Genomic DNA, 20,852 nt, shown 5'->3' with positions numbered 1-20,852 from the left:
CGCTGTTGCCGTTAAAGGTGATCCCTTTTGTGGTCACGGTGGTATTCGCGTCCACACCTTTTTGGATGTTGTCTTTCGTCGCTTGGTTTAAATCAAAGCTGACCACACCGTTATCGTTCACACTCGCCACGGTAGTCGTGCCGTTGGTGAAGTTAAAGCCCGTTGCTAGGCTCACCGCTTTCGCCGTGTCACCATTTGCTTTGTAGCTGATATTGGTTGCGCTCGCTAAGTTGTCCGTGTTGACGGATAACACCAAGTCGTCCGTGCCCACCAAACGATCCGTGCCGTTCGCCACTGTCAATAAGTTCGGTGTGCCGGAAGTCACATTACCGGTCTTGATTTGGGTTTTATCCAACGTTTTGTTCGCCACTTTATCACCGGTGACCGCTTGGTTGGCAAGTTGAGTCGTGCCGATCGAGCCGTCTTTAATGCTTAACGCCACTTGGCTGCCTGAAGCGCTCGCCGCGATTTGATCATTGCCAACAATATTAAACTGAATACCGCCGTCTTGACCCAGTTGTTGCGCGTTCGTGACCGAACTGTCATCACCGCTCAATTTAATCGTATTGGTTTTTAACGTATTGATCGCATTGGTGTTATTGGTAATATTACTTGCATTTTTCGTAATATTTTCCGCATTATTCGTGATGTTAGCGGCATTTTTCGTAATATTTTCCGCATTTTTGCTAATATTCGTTTCCAATGCCGTGGTATCGATATTCACTACCACGCCCGCGTCCGTTGCCGTGGTGTTAGCGACCGCGCCGCCTTTACCCGTTGCGGTAATCGACAACGCGCTACCTAACATCTTCGCACCGGTTGAACCGCTGTTGCCGTTAAAGGTAATCCCTTTTGTAGTCACGGTGGTATTCGCATCCACACCTTTTTGGATGTTGTCTTTAGTGGTTTGGCTTAAATCCAGTTTATAGCCGCGTTTTTGTTCGGCGTCGTTTTTATAGGCGCCGTCGGATAAAGTTAAACCGTCTCCGGCTTCAACTTGCGTATCCCAAGCGTCAACGGTATATAATTTGCCGTCATTGCTTGGTGTTACCATTGTGTTTTTACCCGCTTGAACAACGACTTTATTTGCGGCAACGGTATCATTTAATTGTTTCACGTTCACCGCGTCATTATCTGCTGTTCCCGTCGTTACATTGGTGATCTTGGTATTGCCTGCGTTAATGCCGGTGTTGTTGATCGTAACTTTATCGCCGATATTCAATGTATCGGTTTTAACGTCGGTGAATGTGACGCTATCCGCAGTGGACACGCGAATATCGCCGTTTTCATTGGTAATATTGATATTTTTGCCGTTCACAAAATTCAGTTTATTGTTGTCTTTTGTGATAATTTTAGCGTCTTGACCACCGACTTGTGCCGTCCAAGATTGTAAAGCGGTATCCGCTTTCGCCAATGAATTATTGGCGCTTTCGCTTAGGCTAACATTATAGTTGGTAACAGTACCGGTGGTTGTGCCGGTGACGGTGACATTACCTAATCCTTTTACCGTGGTGGTTTTTTCCGATTCATTGATCGCTTTAGCCACTTGTTCCGCCGTGGCGAAATTGTTACCGTTTTGCACCGCACTTACCGTGCCGTCCGCCGCCACGGTTAAGCCGGATTGATTGACCGAATATGTTACCGTTGAAGTGTTTGTCGCCGAATTAAAGGATACGTTTGCCGTCGTGCCGTTGCCGTTGGCAAAGCTGACGTTATCGTTTGAACCTACTTCGTCTTTCTTCGTGCTGCCTTCTAAAATATTTCACGTTGCAGCGGATGAGGCTTCGGACACTGCGGCTTTTAATTGCGCGACGTTAACGGCATCGGTATCCGCCGAGCCTGCCGCGACATTGATAATTTGACGTTTGATCGTTGAAGATCCCACGCTGATCGCGCCGCCGTTCGCCGCTTTTGTGGCTTCAATGGCGTTTTTTTGCGCGCTGCTAGCGGTTGACGGGATATAAGGCGTGTAACCCGCTGAATCCCAAGCCTGTCTGTCTGCCACGCTGCCGCTACCGATAGCTACCGCATTTTGTGCAGTAACCGAAGAACCTTGCCCTAAGGCTGTTCCGTTAAGTCCGTCGCCGGATACCGAGCTGCCGTTACCAATAGCGATACCATAGTTTTTGGATACATTACTGCCGTGATCAATCGCCACCGCACTAACGGCATTGCTTGAAATATTACTTGAAGATCCTACTGCAACGGAATATTGTCCGCTGATATTTACATTGTCACCCACAGCCACGGCATTGCCGACGGTGACATTGGTGTCTGAACCCACAGCAACCGTACCTTCGCCTGTGCTGGTGACATTGGTGTTATTACCGATTGCAATCGAGCCTTGTTGTGCGCCTGTGACGCTGGCGTTATTACCCAAAGCAATAGAGCTGATACCGGTGACATTAGATTTTTGCCCGATAGCAATCGCGCCGTCATTGGCGGAAGAGTTGACGGTCGAACCGTTACCGATCGCCACGCCGCCTTGCGCCGCTTCCACTTTACTGGCGTTACCGATAGCTACGGCACTGTTTTGAACATTGCTGCCGATCGTTGCGCCCGTACCAAAAGCAATACTGTCTTGTCCGCCTTGAATCGTTGCGGAGCTACCGATCGCGGTATTATTTGCGCGCGCAGAATTGGAAATCGTGGTGTTATTGCCTAACACGATACTTGAAGCGGCTAGATCGGCAATCGTGCTGTCTTTGCCGATTGCGATAGAATCCGCCGCTTTCGCGCCGTCGTTATTATAGTTATTGCCACCGGTGCTATTTACGCTGAAATAATGTATTACGGAGTTATTAATTTGTTGATTTAACGCTTGAGCCACGCTGAAAAGTTGGCTGCCGTTAATAGCATCGGTGCTGGTTGCAGAAATTAACCCCGGTGCAACGCCTTGAACACGACGAGTGATTGTAGTACCGTTACCGACGCTGACCACACCGGCAACAATATTACCGCCGGCAAAATTTAGGTTTTTGCCTGAAATAACGCTACTATCGGAAGTATAAGATTTGCTGTTGCCTTTCGTTGAATCGCCGCTCGCGGTATAAGCGGAACCGCTACCCAAGAAAACGGAATCGCTCACGACATTTTTCACATCATTACCAAGGATAAACACATCGTGCGTATCGGTTCCGCTGTTCACGACGTTGTTATTCCCCAAAATGCCTACACCGCTGGCGTTCGTCACCGTATTATCGTGACCCAAAATATTCACGCCACTAATTGCGTTTTTATTTTTATCCGTGCCGGAAATGGTGTTTTTTACCCCGATTGCGGTTGAAACGTCGCCCGTGACATTGGATTCATAACCGATAACAATGCTTGGCACTTTTGAATTGGCGTCGTTATTTGCGCCCTGCGCAATGACATCCGTACCAATGGCAATATCTTTGGCACTTATTGCGCTGGCGTTATAACCGGCTGCAAAAGAATAAATGCTGTTTGCCTTTGTTTTTGAACCAAGTGCGGTGGCATCCACGCCGTTTGCCGTGGCATTAGCACCGATCGCGGTGGAATGATTGCTTGCGGCAACGGCAAAGGCACCGATCGCCGTCGCTTCGGTATTATTGGTGGTATTAATTGAATTTAGATCCGTCGTGCTGGCGGTTCCGTTGCCAAAACCGGCTAAAGCGCCGACACCGATCGCCGTTGAACCTTGGCTTAACGCCTGTGCGTGAACGCCCACCACGACGGATGCATTCCCCGCTGCAGTTGAAGTTTTAAACTTATCTGCCGTTCCCGCGCGATAATAACCCGGTGATGTATCTTTTGTAAAAGTATAACCCGAATCATCGCCGCCTAGGACAATGGAACCGCGTCCGTTCGCACTGGCATCGTTACCGATCGCCATCGATTGATCTCCCAATGCCGAAGCGTTGCCGCCAAGTGCAACGGTTTGCGAACCGTTCGCCGTGGCATTAGGACCAATCGCCACCGCACCGTTTGTACCGCCCGTCGGAGAGTAGGCATTCGCATTCAGCCCGATTGCGATTGAGGTTCTGCCGTCGCTGGTTGCGCCTGAAGCATACATTGCATTACCAATCGTACTGCCGATAGATACCGCCGCTTCGGCATTCGGTGCGACGGAAATGGCAAATAAAGTGACCGCACTTAATTTCACCGCGTCATCAAAAAACGAGCTTGTCGATGATGATTGCGAGGATTTCTTTTTACCGCGGGCAGCGGCCAATTCGGAAACGACCACGAAATTTTGAGTGGCGTGATTCCAGATAACTTTAAAAACTTTGTTCATAAAAACTTTCCTACGATAAAATTGAAACCAATAAAACAACAAATCCGTTCTTGGCGAACGGCAAAATTTGCGTTTGTAAACAGCGCAAAACGGAACTACTTATCCCAATCCTTTGCAATAACACGCCGCCGCATTAATTGCGTTGTTCACACAATTAATGCGGCGGCGCTACAACATAAATAAAATCCAACTATTTTATCTTGCTTAACACAAGAAAAAACCATTCAGAGCATAAACGCTCCAAATGGCGATATTCCTAAAACTATCCAATACTTTTTCATATTGTAACAAATCGCCGTTTTAAAGGATTTCGTAAAAACATTTAAAACGGCGATCTCAAACTTCAATATGAAACCTAACACTCAAATACAACGTTATGTAGTTCCGGTATAGGTTGTGCGCCAGTGCGCCAGTGCGCCAGTGCGCCAGTGCGCCAGTGCGCCAGTGCGCCAGTGCGCCAGTGCGCCAGTGCGCCAGTGCGCCAGTGCGCCAGTGCGCCAGTGAAAATATAGATTAATTCGATTTTTTGTCAATCCTTGCGTCTAAAAAACCTGCCAAATCTGACGGTAATTTACACTATTTTACAAAAGTTTACTATATAAACCTGAAAAATAACTCCTTTTCGGTATAAAAATAAAAGCAATACTTCCAAATTTTACTTTTTTGACAAAAAAATAACCGCACTTTAATCACTAAAGTGCGGTTACTATATTTATGGATTTTTTACCTTTTATTCGGCTTCATCCGCCATATTCAGCATTTCGGCTAAACTTGCCGTTGCTTCATCTGCAGTGAAAGTAAATTCCGATGCGATTTCTTCATCATCAACCGCCGATAGCTTAACCGGTTTAACCGGTACTTCGGCTTCTACGATGCCTGCCGCGCGGTTTTTCTGACGATTTTGGTGATAAGCAAAACCGGTACCCGCCGGAATCAAGCGACCTACGATCACGTTTTCTTTCAAGCCGCGTAATTCGTCGCGTTTACCCGCAACAGCCGCTTCAGTCAACACGCGTGTGGTTTCTTGGAACGACGCCGCAGAAATGAAGGATTCGGTCGCAAGAGACGCTTTGGTGATACCCAACAATTCGCGTTCGAACTCGACTAGCGGTTTACCTTCTTCCTCACGTTTGCGGTTGACGATTTTCACGCGAGCCACTTCCACTTGTTCGCCTTCAAGGAACTCGGAATCGTAAGCTTTGGTGATAATCGCTTTACGCAACATTTGACGAACGATGACTTCGATGTGCTTATCGTTAATTTTTACCCCTTGTAAGCGGTAAACTTCTTGCACTTCGTTCACGATGTAGTCTGTCACTGCGTGGACGCCGCGTAAACGTAAAATATCGTGTGGCGTTTCGGCACCGTCGGAGATTAAATCGCCGCGTTGTACCATTTCGCCTTCGAATACGTTAAGTTGACGCCATTTCGGAATCATTTCTTCGTAAACTTCACCTTCCGCCGGAGTGATTAACAAGCGACGTTTGCCTTTGGTTTCTTTACCGAAGGAGACGATACCCGAAATTTCCGCCAAGATTGCCGGCTCTTTCGGTTTACGCGCTTCAAACAAGTCCGCAACGCGCGGAAGACCACCGGTAATATCTTTGGTACCCACAGATTCTTGCGGAATACGCGCCAACGGTTCACCGATTGACACTTCCGCGCCGTCGTCCAAGGTCACGATCGCTTTACCCGGTAAGAAATATTGCGCTAATACGTCGGTGCCCGGAATGAAGATGTCATTGCCTTGCGCATCCACTAATTTTAACGCCGGACGTAAGTCTTTACCTGCGGTCGCACGTTCACCCACGTCTTGCACCACGATTGAGGACAAGCCGGTTAATTCGTCGGTTTGACGAGTGACGGTTAAACCGTCCACGATGTCCACAAATTTCACGAAACCGCTCACTTCGGAAACGACCGGCATTGTATGCGGATCCCAGTTCGCGACGTTTTCGCCGGCGGTAACTTCTTGACCGTCCGCTTTGTTCAATACCGCACCGTAAGGCACTTTATAGTGTTCTTTGGTACGACCGAAGGCGTCGATAATGGTTAATTCGGTATTACGCGACGTTAAGACCAATTTGCCTTCTTTGTTAGTAACGAATTTGACGTTCGCTAAACGCAAAGTACCGGTATTTTTCACTTGTACACCGGATTCTTTCGCCGCTGCAGACGCCGCACCACCGATGTGGAAGGTACGCATCGTTAACTGTGTACCCGGTTCACCGATTGATTGCGCCGCGATAACACCGACCGCTTCACCTTGGTTAATCAAGTGACCGCGCGCAAGGTCGCGACCGTAACATTTCGCACAAACGCCGAAATCGGTGTCACAAGTTACCACGGAACGAACTTTAATGCTGTCAACGGAGTTTTCATCGATCACGTCACAAAGTTTTTCGTCCAATAAGGTATTGCGCGGAATCAAGACTTCATCCGTACCCGGTTTTAAGATATCTTCCGCCGCCACACGACCCAATACGCGATCGCGCAACGCTTCTTTCACATCACCGCCTTCGATTAACGGAGTCATCACGATACCTTCGTGCGTGCCGCAATCGTCTTCGATAATAACTAAGTCTTGCGCCACGTCAACCAAACGACGGGTTAAGTAACCGGAGTTCGCTGTTTTTAATGCGGTATCCGCCAAACCTTTACGCGCACCGTGGGTTGAAATAAAGTATTGAAGAACGTTCAAACCTTCACGGAAGTTCGCAGTAATCGGTGTTTCGATGATCGAGCCGTCCGGACGAGCCATCAAACCACGCATACCCGCTAACTGACGAATCTGTGCCGCAGAACCACGCGCACCGGAATCCGCCATCATAAAGATACTGTTGAAAGACGCTTGTTTTTCCGGATTACCTTCGCGGTTAATCACTTCTTCGGAAGACAAGTTTTCCATCATCGCTTTGGCAACGCGTTCGTTTGCTGCCGCCCAAATATCGATCACTTTGTTATAGCGTTCGCCGGCAGTCACAAGACCGGATTGGAATTGTTCCTGAATTTCGGCGACTTCTTGTTCCGCCGCGGAAATAATGTCGTATTTCTTCGCAGGAATCACCATATCGTCGATACCGACGGATGAACCGGAACGTGCCGCATAAGCAAAACCGGTGTACATAATTTGGTCGGCGAATAATACGCTGGCTTTCAAGCCCAAACGACGATAGCTTTCATTAATTAATTTGGAGATCGCTTTTTTGCCTAGCGTTTGGTTAAACAAGCTGAACGGCATTCCTTTCGGTGCAATCATCCATAAAATCGCACGACCGACGGTGGTATCGACCAAATTGGTTTGCGCGACAAATTCGTCCGCCGCATTTTTCACATATTCGGTGATACGCACTTTTACGCGCGAATGTAATTCCGCCTGACCGGTGCGGTAAGCTTTTTCCGCTTCGCGCGGATCTTGCAATAACATTCCCTCGCCTTTGCCGTTCACTTTGTCGCGGGTCATATAGTAAAGACCTAATACAACGTCTTGTGACGGAACGATAATCGGCTCACCGTTCGCCGGTGATAAAATGTTGTTGGTTGACATCATTAACGCGCGCGCTTCTAATTGCGCTTCCAACGTTAACGGAACGTGAACCGCCATTTGGTCTCCGTCGAAGTCCGCGTTGAACGCCGCACAAACGAGCGGGTGCAACTGAATCGCTTTACCTTCGATTAAGATCGGTTCGAACGCCTGAATACCCAAACGGTGTAATGTCGGCGCACGGTTTAATAAAATCGGATGTTCGCGAATGACTTCGGCAAGAATATCCCAAACGATCGCGTATTCACGCTCAACCATTTTCTTCGCCGCTTTGATTGTGGTGGCAAAGCCACGGCTTTCTAATTTCGCATAAATAAACGGACGGAATAATTCCAATGCCATTTTCTTCGGCAAACCGCATTGATGTAGGTGTAAGTATGGACCTACCGTAATTACGGAACGACCGGAATAGTCAACACGTTTACCTAATAAGTTTTGACGGAAACGACCTTGTTTACCTTTGATCATATCCGCGAGCGATTTTAACGGACGGCGGTTAGAACCTGTGATCGCACGACCGCGACGACCGTTATCCAACAAGGCATCAACGGATTCTTGTAACATACGTTTTTCATTACGCACGATGATATCCGGCGCGATTAAGTCTAATAAACGTTTTAAACGGTTGTTACGGTTGATCACACGACGGTATAGATCGTTTAAGTCGGATGTGGCAAAACGACCGCCGTCAAGCGGCACTAACGGACGTAAATCCGGCGGTAATACCGGTAATACGGTCATTACCATCCATTCCGGTTTGTTGCCGGATTGAATAAACGCTTCCAATAATTTCAAACGTTTGGTAATTTTTTTACGTTTGGTTTCGGAATTGGTTTCTTGTAATTCTTCGCGTAAGGTTTCGCATTCGGCTTCTAAATCCATATCGCGCAATAAGGCTTGGATCGCTTCCGCACCCATTTTCGCATCGAATTCGTCCGCCCAGCGATCTTCCGCGTCCATATATTGTTCTTCGGTTAATAACTGACCTTTTTCTAAATCGGTCATTCCCGGTTCGATAACAATATAAGATTCGAAATAAAGCACACGTTCGATATCGCGCAACGGCATATCTAATAATAAACCGATACGGGACGGAAGGGATTTTAAGAACCAAATATGCGCCACCGGCGAAGCCAATTCGATATGTCCCATACGTTCGCGGCGTACTTTTGCTTGGGTCACTTCAACGCCGCATTTTTCACAAATCACGCCGCGGTGTTTTAAACGTTTATATTTACCGCATAAACATTCGTAATCTTTCACCGGCCCGAAAATGCGCGCACAGAAAAGACCGTCACGCTCCGGTTTGAAGGTACGGTAATTAATGGTTTCCGGTTTTTTAACTTCACCGAATGACCAAGAACGGATCATATCCGGTGAGGCTAATCCAATTTTAATCACATCAAAATCTTCGGAAGTTTTTGATTGTGCTTTTAAAAACTTAACTAAGTCTTTCACAATTTGCTCCTGTCGGAGTTAAACTTATTCAAGTGCGGTCAAAATTTTTAAAATTTCCACCGCACTTGGGCGTACTTTAGCGTTTTTATCGCTCGGATTATTCTTCGTCCAAGTCAATATTGATACCGAGCGAACGGATTTCTTTCATAATTACGTTGAAAGATTCCGGCGTACCCGGATCCATTTGATGCGTGCCGCCGACGATATTTTTGTACATCTTCGTACGACCGTTCACGTCATCGGATTTCACGGTTAACATTTCTTGTAAGGTATATGCCGCACCGTATGCTTCCAATGCCCACACCTCCATTTCACCGAAACGTTGACCACCGAATTGCGCTTTACCGCCTAACGGTTGTTGGGTCACAAGGCTGTAAGAACCGGTTGAACGCGCGTGCATTTTGTCGTCAACCAAGTGGTTCAATTTGAGCATATACATATAACCTACGGTAACCGGACGCTCGAATTTTTCACCGGTACGACCGTCATATAAGGTGATCTGACCGGAGGTCGGTAATCCGCCGAGTTGTAACAACTCTTTGATTTCTTCCTCGTGCGCGCCGTCGAACACAGGTGTCGCAAGCGGCATACCTTTACGCAAGTTTTGCGCCAAACGCATTACTTCTTCGTCGGTAAAGGTGTTGAGATCCACGACTTGTGAACCGCCGCCCAGATCGTAAGCTTTTTGAATGTAGCCGCGCAATTTTTCAACCGTTTGTTTTTGTTTGATCATTGCGTTGATCTGATCGCCGATACCTTTCGCCGCCAAACCTAAGTGGGTTTCAAGGATCTGACCGATGTTCATACGAGACGGAACGCCCAGCGGGTTCAATACGATGTCAACCGGTTGTCCGTTTTCATCATACGGCATATCTTCAACCGGATTAATTTTCGAGATAACCCCTTTGTTACCGTGACGACCCGCCATTTTATCACCCGGTTGGATTTGACGTTTCACCGCAAGGTAAACTTTCACCACTTTCAATACGCCCGGCGCCAAGTCGTCGCCTTGGATGATTTTGCCACGTTTGACTTCTAATTTGTGTTCGAAGTCTTTACGCAATTCTTCGTATTGTTCGGCAAGTTGTTCCAACTGATTTTGTTTTTCTTCGTCAGCTAAGGTTTGCTCTAACCATTTGCTGCGTTCCATTCTATCCAACTGGCTCGCATCTGCGCCGCCGGCGATTAAGATGTTACGCACGCGTGCGAATAAACCGGCTTCTAAGATTTCCAATTCTTCAACAAGGTCTTTTTTCGCTTGTTTTAATTGCATTTCTTCGATTTCCAACGCACGTTTGTCTTTTTCCACGCCATCGCGGGTAAAGACTTGTACGTCGATAACCGTACCGGAAACACTGTTCGGTACGCGCAATGAAGAATCTTTAACATCAGAAGCTTTTTCACCGAAAATCGCACGCAACAATTTTTCTTCCGGAGTTAATTGAGTTTCACCTTTCGGTGTCACTTTACCCACAAGAATGTCGCCGCCTTTCACTTCCGCACCGATATATACGATACCGGATTCGTCAAGTTTGCTTAATGCCGCTTCACCGACGTTCGGAATATCCGCCGTAATTTCTTCGGAACCGAGTTTGGTATCACGCGCCACGCAAGATAATTCTTGAATGTGGATGGTAGTGAAACGATCCTCTTGTACAACGCGTTCGGAAACTAACATTGAGTCTTCGAAGTTATAGCCGTTCCAAGGCATAAACGCCACGCGCATATTTTGACCTAACGCCAATTCGCCTAAATCCGTTGACGGACCGTCGGCCAAGATTTCGCCACGTTCGATCGGTTCGCCCAATTCCACGCAAGGAATTTGGTTGATACAGGTATTTTGGTTCGAACGGGTGTATTTAATTAAGTTGTAAATATCAATACCCGCTTCGCCCGCAACGGTTTCGTCTTCGTTGACTTTTACTACGATACGGGAAGCATCGACGTATTGAATCGTACCACCGCGTTTTGCCACGACCGCCACACCGGAGTCAAGCGCAACCGGTTTTTCCATACCTGTACCTACTAACGGTTTGTCCGCACGCAAGGTCGGTACTGCTTGGCGTTGCATATTCGCACCCATTAACGCACGGTTCGCATCATCGTGCTCAAGGAACGGAATTAATGCCGCCGCGACTGAAACCACTTGTTGAGTGGAAACATCCATATAATGAATTTCTTCCGGACGATATAAACCGGACTCGCCGTGTTCGCCACGACAAGTAACGAAAGCGTCAGTGAAACGCAATTCTTCATCAAGATTTGAGTTCGCCTGCGCAATCACATATTTACCTTCTTCGATAGCGGATAAATATTCGATTTCTTCGGTCACTTGACCGTTTACCACTTTACGATACGGAGTTTCTAAGAAACCGTAATCATTAGTACGCGCATAAACGGATAAAGAGTTGATCAAACCGATGTTCGGGCCTTCAGGGGTTTCGATCGGACACACGCGACCATAGTGAGTTGCGTGAACGTCTCGCACTTCGAAGCCCGCACGTTCGCGAGTCAAACCGCCCGGACCTAATGCGGAAATACGACGCTTGTGCGTTACTTCCGATAACGGGTTGTTTTGGTCCATAAATTGTGAAAGTTGGGATGAACCGAAGAATTCTTTCACTGCAGCCGAAATCGGTTTTGCGTTGATTAAATCTTGTGGCGTTACCGCATCTAAATCACCTAGAGAAAGACGTTCTTTCACCGCTCTTTCTACGCGAACTAAACCGATACGGAATTGGTTTTCCGCCATTTCGCCGACCGAACGGATACGACGGTTACCTAAGTGGTCGATATCGTCCACTTCGCCGCGACCGTTACGAATGTCGATCAATTTTTTCATTACGCTAACGATATCTTCTTTACTTAAAATACCGCTGCCGCTCGCATCATCGATGCCTAAAGAGCGATTGAATTTCATACGACCGACCGCAGACAAATCATAGCGTTCTTGCGAGAAGAATAAGTTGTCGAATAAGCCTTCCGCCGCTTCTTTTGTCGGTGGTTCGCCAGGACGCATCATTCGATAGATTTCGACTAATGCGCTAAGACGATCGCTTGACGGATCTACGCGTAAAGTTTCGGAAATATAAGGCCCGAAGTCTAAATCGTTAGTAAATAGGGTTTCGATTGTTTTGTAGCCGGCTTGAGATAATTTCGCCAACAATTCAAGCGAAAGTTCCATATTCGCCGGACAAATTAACTCGCCACTTTCTAAATCGACGTAATCTTTTGCAGCGACTTTACCGACGATATATTCGGTCGGCACGTCCACTTGCGTCACTTGATCTTTCTCTAATGCACGAATGTGACGAGCGGTAATACGTCTGCCGCGTTCAACATAAACTTTACCGTTCGCTTCGATATCGAAAGAAGCGGTTTCGCCGCGTAATCTTTCCGGCACCAAAGTCATCAATAATTTATTGTCTTTAATTTCGAAAACGATTTTATCGAAGAAAAGATTTAAAATTTCTTCGGTCGAATAATCTAACGCGCGTAAAATAATGGTTGCCGGTAATTTACGGCGACGGTCGATACGCGCATACAAATTATCTTTCGGATCAAATTCGAAATCCAACCACGAACCGCGGTAAGGAATGATTCGTGCGTTATATAATACTTTACCTGAAGAATGGGTTTTACCCTTATCGCTGTCAAAGAATACGCCCGGACTGCGGTGTAATTGCGATACGATAACACGTTCGGTACCGTTGATAACAAAGGTTCCGTTATCGGTCATCAATGGGATTTCTCCCATATAAACTTCTTGTTCTTTAATATCTTTGATTGTGCCCGGCGCCGCATCTTTATCATAGCTGACTAAGCGTAATTTAACACGCAACGGCGCGGCAAAAGTGGTCCCGCGGATTTGACATTCTCTGACGTCAAAAACCGGCTCGCCTAATTGATAGCTGACATATTGCAACTCGGTATTTCCGTTATTGCTTACGATCGGAAATACGGAACGGAATGCCGCTTCTAAACCTTGCTGACCTTCCGGATCTCTTTGAATAAATTTATCAAACGAATCGAGTTGAATAGTTAATAAATAAGGTACATTTAAAACTTGCGGACGTTTGCCGAAGTCTTTACGAATACGTTTTTTCTCGGTATATGAGTAAACCATAGGGTTCCTCTGCTTGCTGTTCAGTGACCCAACCGCACAAATTGAATTATGACATCGCGGCAATGATTGACCGTTTTTTCGACCGCACTCTGAACCTTACTTCTCTAGTGGGTTGACACTCTAAATGAACTTTCATTCGAGCAGACTAAAATAAATAAACGGTAAAGTTATTTCAGCCTTAGGATATAGCACAAAATGGCTGATGGATTCCCACCAGCCATTAAGCCTGAAAAAACAGGGCAAAACAGAATATCAAAGATTATTTGATTTCTACTTGTGCACCGGCTTCTTCTAATTCTTTCTTAAGCGCTTCAGCTTCAGCTTTAGCGATGCCTTCTTTCAATACTGCAGGTGCAGATTCAACTAAGTCTTTAGCTTCTTTCAAGCCTAAACCGGTTGCACCGCGAACTGCTTTGATTACAGCGACTTTGTTAGCGCCTGCTGCTGCAAGAACTACGTCGAATTCAGTTTTTTCTTCAGCTGCTTCTGCCGGGCCTGGTGCTACTGCTACTGCCGCTGCTGCTGCAGAAACACCGAATTTTTCTTCCATTGCAGAAATTAATTCTACGATTTCAGTTACAGTTTTTGAAGCAATCGCTTCAATGATTTGTTCGTTAGTTAATGACATAACAATCAATTCCTAAAGTAAATAAATTAAACGAGTTAAGAAAGGCTTGAATTAAGCCGCTTCTTGTAATTTGTCGCGGTATGCCGCAAGAGTGCGAGCAAGTTTGCCTGCCGCCGCTTCTTTCATCGTACCCATTAAACGTGCGATCGCTTCGTCGTAAGTCGGTAATGTCGCTAAGAATTCAACATCTTGGATCTTACCTTCAAAGGCTGCACCTTTAATTTCAAACTTATCGTTTGCTTTTGCAAAATCTTTGAACAAACGTGCCGCAACACCCGGATGTTCGGTAGAGAATGCGATAAGTGTAGGACCGACAAACGTGTCTTTTAAGCATTCGAAATCCGTACCTTCTACCGCACGACGTAACAATGTGTTACGCACGACACGCATAGAAACGCCGGCTTCGCGAGCTGCTTTACGCAAGTCAGTCATTTTATCAACGGCTACACCGCGAGAATCCGCGATCACTGCTGATAGGGCACCTTTGGCTGCTTCATTTACTTCAGCAACAATCGCTTGTTTGTCTTGAAGATTTAATGCCATTGGCTTTTAGCTCCTGAATACACTCCGATTGCTCGGAATTATAAAAAATCTCAAAAAAAGACCGCACTTTCGTGTTGCTTTCTTTGAGCCTAAGGTGCACAGAAGCAAGAAAAATTCTTATTCTGCTCACCATCTACGCAGGATTATTAAGAATAAACATCATTCCCCTACGGTCTTGGACGGGGCTTGAAAAGGTCAAGCACCATCAGAAATCTTATGCCTTTCGGCATAAACAAGGGCGTATATTATATACATAACTTACGCCCTTGTAAAGGTTTAGGGTAAATTATAAGCTGCTTTGATCAACAGCAACACCTGCACCTTGAGTAGTAGAAATACTTACTTTCTTAATAAAGATACCTTTCGCTGTGGAAGGTTTAGCTTTAGTTAATGCTGCTAATAGCGCTTGTAAGTTTTCTTTTAATTGTTCGGCTGAGAAATCCGCTTTACCGATTGTGGTATGGATAATACCGTTTTTATCATTACGGTAACGCACCTGACCGGATTTCGCATTTTTAACCGCTTCGGCAACGTTTGGAGTTACTGTACCTACTTTCGGGTTCGGCATTAAACCGCGCGGACCTAAAATTTGACCTAATTGACCGACAACGCGCATTGCATCCGGAGAAGCAATTACTACGTCAAAGTTCATTTCGCCTTTTTTCACTTGTTCCGCAAGATCTTCCATACCCACTAAATCTGCACCGGCAGCTTTAGCCGCTTCAGCGTTTGCGCCTTGGGTAAATACCGCAACACGAACGCTACGACCGGTACCGTGTGGTAATACGGTTGCACCACGAACGTTTTGATCAGATTTACGCGCATCGATACCTAAATTGACCGCGACATCCACGCTTTCAACGAATTTTGCAGTCGCAAATTGTTTTAATACTGCGATCGCTTCATTGATTTCGTAAGCTTTGGTTGAATCAACGCCCGCTTTGATTGCTTTCATACGTTTGGTTAGTTTAGCCATTGATTAGTCCTCCACTACCAAACCCATTGAACGTGCGGTACCTTCAATAGATTTCATTTTTGTTTCAACAGTCGCACCGGTCATATCCGCCGCTTTTGTTTCTGCGATTTCACGCACTTGCGCACGAGTTACTTTACCCACTTTATCCTTGTTCGGTTTACCGGAACCGGATTTGATACCTGCTGCTTTTTTCAACAATACGGCAGCCGGTGGAGTTTTAGTTACGAATGTAAATGAACGGTCTGCATAAACCGTGATAACCACAGGAATCGGTAAACCTTTTTCTAAGCTTTCGGTACGCGCATTGAACGCTTTACAGAATTCCATAATGTTTACACCTTGTTGACCTAATGCAGGACCAACCGGTGGTGAAGGGTTTGCCATACCAGCTGCAACTTGCAACTTAACGTAGGCTTGGACTTTTTTTGCCATTTTAGTTTCCTCTGAACGGGTAATCGCGCTATTACTAGCTCCCCAGTGTTTAAAAAGGGTTGCATTTTAATCAAATACAACCGTGATTTCAAGTAAAATATTACTGAAATTTCGACCGCACTTTTATATTCAATATAAGTGCGGTTAAAAATTAGTTTGTTTTTTCCACTTGACCGAATTCAAGATCGACCGGTGTTGCACGACCGAAGATCGACACCGACACTTTTAAACGACCTTTTTCGTAATCGATTTCTTCTACGGTACCGTTAAAGTCGGCGAACGGCCCTTCCGTTACACGCACTTCTTCACCCGGTTGGAAGGTAGTTCTCGGTTTCGGTTTATCGGAATTTTGCTCTAAACGATTTAAAATAATATCTGCTTCACGATTACTGATCGGTGCGGGTTTATCCGGCGTACCGCCGATGAATCCCATTACGCGCGGCACACTACGTACCAGCTGCCAAGTATAATCGTTCATTTCCATTTGAACCAAAACATAGCCCGGAAAATATTTACGTTCGCTTTTACGACGTTTTCCACCGACATTTTCAACCACTTCTTCCGTCGGAACTAACACTTCACCAAACTGATCTTCCATTTGGTGCAATTTAATATATTCACGCAATGTGGTTGCTACGCGACTTTCGAAACCGGAAAAAGCTTGTAAAACATACCAGCGTTTTTTAGGTGCATTCTCTGTCATTTTAGAACCTCAAATCTGTTAAAAACGTAATCAAGGAGACAATAATCGAATCTAATCCCCATAAAATCAAAGAGACGACAACCGTTACACCCATTACGATCAATGTAGTTTGCATCGCTTCCGGGCGAGTCGGCCAAACAATTTTACGCATTTCCGTTCTTGAATCTTTCAAGAAACCGCGAGCTTTCGTACCTTGATTAGTTAACGCGGCAATACCCAATGCAATCAGCAATAAGATCACAACGCCGACAACACGAATCGGTGTGGAGAATTTTTCTACAAGATAAATATTACCTAACGCTGCTACCGCCACTACAACTAAAGCCAATAGCCATAAAAAAGTATTAAGCCCTTTCGCTTTTTGCGTATCAACAACTTCAGGGGTGTTTTTCTTTTTCTCGATTTCTAACGACATAATTTAATCCATTATTTGATTTTTAAAATAGGGATCTGCTTTGAACGCGTGATTGTAGCATTTTCTGATTTTATTGCCTATTAATTTTTTGCATATATTTTTTGTGCGTAACAAAAAGGGTATCTTTCGATACCCTTTCTTCTGTCGATAACGTTTTTAATACGTTTCTACAAATATCGGGTAGCCAGATTGCATTACTGCAACCTAGCCCCCTAAGAACTGTACAAGCAAATTTCTCCGCATACAGCTCAAGCCTTTCTATTAACTGCTAAACAGTCGGCTTCACTACTTTCAAATTCAAGGCGTGAATTTGTGTATGACACGTTGGGTGTACCAAACATCGGTTGCTTAGGCTATCCGAACCACCAAGTACTTTGTAAGTAATATGATGATCGTGCCAACCTGTTTCTCTCGTAATCATACCCTGACATAACGCACATTTCCCTCTTTGGTCTTTAAATAAAGCTTGCCATTGCTGTCTATGAGATTGCTCTTCATAAAGTCTGCGTTGGTTTAATACTTCTTTATATAATTCCCATTCAGGTAAAAACGGATTGTAATCTGTTTTTATTTTATTGTGTCGTTTTATCTTAGTATCACTACAATAGAGTAAATCTAGTGGATATAGCTCGCCTTTACTATTGGTATCTACTGTGCCAAATATCCATTTTCGGGTTGCTGTAGTACAAAAGTATTTCGCTTTTATCCAACGTTTCCCTTTATTTGGATGTCGGCGACGACACCATTTCCATAGTGCTTGCCATATCAGCCAATCCATTCGATTATAGGTTGTTTTTGCAACAATATGTCTGTGGTAGTTTGCCCAACCTCTGATCATTGGATTTAATACTTTAATGACATCGGGCTGTTTAGCCGTTCTCATATCAGTCAATACTTTCTTCACTTTTCGATAAAATGCTTCTGCATTTTTCTTACTTGGCTTAATAAGTACTTTCCGTTTGAACCGTCTAACTGTCCAACCTAAAAAGTCAAATCCTTGATCAATATGTACGACTTTAGTTTTCGTTTCTGACAGCGTTAATCCACGTTCTGCCAAGAAATCTTTAACTAATGGGATAACTCTTTCTTCCAGTATTTCTTTTGAACTTCCTGAAATAATAAAGTCGTCTGCATATCGCACCATATAGGTTTTGTTACGGATTATCTGTCTACTTTGCTTTTTGCCAAAATGTTCGGCAAGCAAAGTTTCCATTCCGTCTAGTGCCATATTTGCTAATGTTGGCGAAATTATACCTCCTTGCGGAGTGCCTTCTTTCGTTGCTTTTAGCTGTCCAAATTCAACCACACCCGATTTTAACCATTTCCGCAAAATCCATTTATTCATTGGAATGTGCTGAATAAGCCAATCGTGGCTAATGTGGTCAAAACAACCTTGTATGTCTGCATCAAGTACCCATTCCGCTGATTTCTTTTCTCCTCTTAAAGAGAAGATGCTATGTATATGGTTTATCGCATCTGCCGTTGAACGACTTAGTCGAAATCCATAAGAACTCGTATCAGCTAAGGTTTCTGCAATAGGTTGTAATCCCAACAAGTGCAAGGCTTGCATCGCTCTGTCTTTCATAGTCGGAATACCCAGTGGGCGTTGCTTTCCGTTCGCTTTTGGTATAAACACTCGCTTTAGTGGGCTTGGTTTATACTTTTTGCTTGAAAGTTCACTAATTGCTTGCCATTTCAATTTAGGGGTATCCCAAATCGTTTTATCGACACCTGCGGTTCGTTTGCCTTTATTTTCAGTTACTCGTCTTACTGCTAATGCTTTCGCATAAAACGAGTTGGTCAGCATTCGTTGTAGATTTTTAACTCTACGCCAATCACCTTCCTGTGTTGCCTTCGCAATCCGCACCTGCATTCCTTTCACATACCTATTCACTTTATACCATTCGATATAATGCCATTGTGATATGTGTGAGGTCGTTGGAGCTGGACTGCCTACTAATTTCTTAGTATGATGAGTTCGCTCTTTCATACTTACCTCCGTGAAGAGATAAGTCTTTCTTGGTAATTAAATAGCTCCTCTAGCAGTTTGGACACGTACAAGAGTTGCTATCGTTACCAATAGACTTACACTCTTGTTATCTGTGTGAGATAAAGAGTGCTTACGTTGGTTTGTTTGATTATCACTAATCTGCAAGCCAACGCTCGCTTTCTTATTTCTCTGCCAAAGCCACTAAGGAATTTGTCAGACATCTTGCGATGAAAGACCAGTTAGAAGTCTGCACCCTTTCGGGTTAGGTCATATTTCATACCCTATTTGTACCATTACAGCACAACATTCGCTTTCTCTAACCTCTTTTACCTACACTTTCAACAGTATTGCTTACGCTTTACCTGCCTTTTCAGGCGAAAATATAGGCTTACCAAGTTCCATTATTACCACACGAATGAGGAAGATACCATCTATTCTCCGACAGCGATTTGGTAACGTATTCCCACAAATAAAAGGAATAACCCGCTGCATACCGTTTTGGTTAGAGCCAATAACTACCGTAGGCTCTTCAAATCTAACGAAGTTTATCAGTGGTTCACTTTGCGTTTATCTTTTCATTCAACCTAGCCGCTCAACATTATGTAGTTTAATGTTTTCTTATTGTTCTCTCACAAGTTCAATAACCTTTTCAGGGCGTACATTGTCAGGAAGCTCCGCACATTATCGTTACCAATAATGCACTATCCCTAGGTTACTGCTAGTTACATAGCAGGTTACTCTCATCAACATTGTTGTACAGCTTATATCTTCAACATCGTTGATTGTAACAATGGTAATAACAGCTTACGCATACTTACTAAGTCAGTGACCTAATACAGCAATAAATAAGCCCTTACCTATGCTTTACAAATCTTGCTTTACTCATTAGCAATAATGCAATGATATTGTCAATTTAACGACTTAACCCTACAACTCCTTTAAATTAAAGCTATAGATATTAAATCCATTTCTTTAATGGATTAAGAGAGTATGTTTGGGAAAGTTTAGGTAAATTTGTGCCGTAAGAATACCTTGCTGTAACCGAAAGCATTTTACGGGAGCCATTATTCTCAGACTCAATGGGTATTTCTCCTGAGAGAATGTCCCTTAGTAAAGATAAGTATAGTAAAGGTGGCAATCAATATAGAGAAATTCCACTTCCTCTTATTCGATCCGTTTCAGACTGCTACGGTATCTTTGGGCTTTATTTATAGTAGGTGTTAAATAAATTCTCAAAACGGGTGAGTATGGGTAACTCAAATAGCGGATTTTGCTTACTCTCTTCTAATAAATAACTTCATATTAGAATACATCAGGGTGAAAATCATACCTGACTATCTTTTGAGTTGGATTATTTAATATACCAACTTAGAACTAGATCTTGAGCAACGCTCCTTTTCTAGCCTGCCTACCCTTTCAAACTCCATTGAGTTATCAGAATAGTCGAAAGTAAGCGGTGCGAAGACCGCTTACTTTCAACAGTAACCACTTGATATATAAGTAGTTACTGCCATAAGTACAACAACTTGTCGCACTATTTAATGATTTTCGCTACCACACCAGCACCAACTGTACGTCCGCCTTCACGAATCGCGAAACGTAAACCTTGATCCATCGCGATTGGGTGAATCAAGCTTACTGTCATTTTGATGTTGTCGCCCGGCATTACCATTTCTACGCCTTCCGGTAACTCGATAGTACCTGTTACGTCAGTTGTACGGAAGTAGAACTGTGGACGGTAACCTTTGAAGAATGGAGTGTGACGTCCACCTTCTTCTT

Annotated in this window: 11 protein-coding genes and 1 pseudogene; all 12 read right to left on the bottom strand. The window is 44.7% G+C overall.

The genetic code is table 11. The annotated features are described in order from the left end of the window. Window positions 1-1,609, bottom strand: a pseudogene (locus CVP04_RS10570) (hypothetical protein); the annotation flags it as partial. Window positions 1,610-1,762: 153 nt separating this feature from the next. After that, complete coding sequence (locus tag CVP04_RS10560; protein ID WP_100297479.1) at window positions 1,763-4,258, bottom strand: ESPR-type extended signal peptide-containing protein; 2,496 nt, start codon at window positions 4,256-4,258, stop codon at window positions 1,763-1,765. Window positions 4,259-4,988: 730 nt separating this feature from the next. Then, complete coding sequence (gene rpoC, locus CVP04_RS10555) at window positions 4,989-9,260, bottom strand: DNA-directed RNA polymerase subunit beta' (RefSeq protein ID WP_100297478.1); 4,272 nt, start codon at window positions 9,258-9,260, stop codon at window positions 4,989-4,991. 97 nt (window positions 9,261-9,357) lie between these two features. After that, window positions 9,358-13,386 carry a DNA-directed RNA polymerase subunit beta gene (gene rpoB / locus CVP04_RS10550; RefSeq protein ID WP_100297477.1) on the bottom strand — a complete coding sequence of 1,343 codons (4,029 nt, stop codon included), beginning with the start codon at window positions 13,384-13,386 and terminating at the stop codon, window positions 9,358-9,360. A 259-nt stretch (window positions 13,387-13,645) separates the two neighbouring features. Next, window positions 13,646-14,014, bottom strand: a complete 369-nt coding sequence (gene rplL / locus CVP04_RS10545) for a 50S ribosomal protein L7/L12 (protein WP_100297476.1) — start codon at window positions 14,012-14,014, stop codon at window positions 13,646-13,648. A 51-nt stretch (window positions 14,015-14,065) separates the two neighbouring features. Continuing rightward, window positions 14,066-14,557 (bottom strand): 50S ribosomal protein L10, encoded by a 492-nt coding sequence (rplJ, locus tag CVP04_RS10540; RefSeq protein WP_100297475.1) that lies wholly within the window; start codon window positions 14,555-14,557, stop codon window positions 14,066-14,068. 286 nt (window positions 14,558-14,843) lie between these two features. Then, window positions 14,844-15,533, bottom strand: coding sequence for a 50S ribosomal protein L1 (gene rplA / locus CVP04_RS10535; RefSeq protein ID WP_100297474.1), 690 nt, complete (start codon window positions 15,531-15,533; stop codon window positions 14,844-14,846). Window positions 15,534-15,536: 3 nt separating this feature from the next. Further along, window positions 15,537-15,965: a 50S ribosomal protein L11 gene (gene rplK, locus CVP04_RS10530; protein WP_100297473.1), complete on the bottom strand. Its 429-nt coding sequence runs from the start codon at window positions 15,963-15,965 to the stop codon at window positions 15,537-15,539. 151 nt (window positions 15,966-16,116) lie between these two features. Further along, window positions 16,117-16,668, bottom strand: a complete 552-nt coding sequence (nusG, locus tag CVP04_RS10525) for a transcription termination/antitermination protein NusG (RefSeq protein ID WP_100297472.1) — start codon at window positions 16,666-16,668, stop codon at window positions 16,117-16,119. A gap of 1 nt (window position 16,669) precedes the next feature. Beyond that, window positions 16,670-17,083, bottom strand: coding sequence for a preprotein translocase subunit SecE (gene secE / locus CVP04_RS10520; protein WP_100297471.1), 414 nt, complete (start codon window positions 17,081-17,083; stop codon window positions 16,670-16,672). Between the two features lie 268 nt (window positions 17,084-17,351). Further along, window positions 17,352-19,073 carry a group II intron reverse transcriptase/maturase gene (gene ltrA / locus CVP04_RS10515; protein WP_100297470.1) on the bottom strand — a complete coding sequence of 574 codons (1,722 nt, stop codon included), beginning with the start codon at window positions 19,071-19,073 and terminating at the stop codon, window positions 17,352-17,354. A 1,534-nt stretch (window positions 19,074-20,607) separates the two neighbouring features. Next, window positions 20,608-20,852, bottom strand: a 245-nt coding sequence (locus CVP04_RS10510; protein WP_479873616.1) for an EF-Tu C-terminal domain-related protein, incomplete at its 5' end; no start/stop codon positions are given.

This window comes from Caviibacterium pharyngocola (genome assembly GCF_002795405.1).
GTDB lineage: Bacteria > Pseudomonadota > Gammaproteobacteria > Enterobacterales > Pasteurellaceae > Caviibacterium > Caviibacterium pharyngocola.
The sequence above is the reverse complement of the archived record's forward strand: the minus strand, read 5'-3'. Positions and strand labels throughout refer to the sequence as shown.

Bases quoted from the DNA above. Each gene is read 5' to 3' on its own strand.
- CVP04_RS10560 (WP_100297479.1), bottom strand. From the start codon at position 4,258: ATGAACAAAGTTTTTAAAGTTATCTGGAATCACGCCACTCAAAATTTC.
- rpoB (WP_100297477.1), bottom strand. From the start codon at position 13,386: ATGGTTTACTCATATACCGAGAAAAAACGTATTCGTAAAGACTTCGGC.
- rplL (WP_100297476.1), bottom strand. From the start codon at position 14,014: ATGTCATTAACTAACGAACAAATCATTGAAGCGATTGCTTCAAAAACT.
- rplJ (WP_100297475.1), bottom strand. From the start codon at position 14,557: ATGGCATTAAATCTTCAAGACAAACAAGCGATTGTTGCTGAAGTAAAT.
- rplA (WP_100297474.1), bottom strand. From the start codon at position 15,533: ATGGCTAAACTAACCAAACGTATGAAAGCAATCAAAGCGGGCGTTGAT.
- rplK (WP_100297473.1), bottom strand. From the start codon at position 15,965: ATGGCAAAAAAAGTCCAAGCCTACGTTAAGTTGCAAGTTGCAGCTGGT.
- nusG (WP_100297472.1), bottom strand. From the start codon at position 16,668: ATGACAGAGAATGCACCTAAAAAACGCTGGTATGTTTTACAAGCTTTT.
- secE (WP_100297471.1), bottom strand. From the start codon at position 17,083: ATGTCGTTAGAAATCGAGAAAAAGAAAAACACCCCTGAAGTTGTTGAT.
- ltrA (WP_100297470.1), bottom strand. From the start codon at position 19,073: ATGAAAGAGCGAACTCATCATACTAAGAAATTAGTAGGCAGTCCAGCT.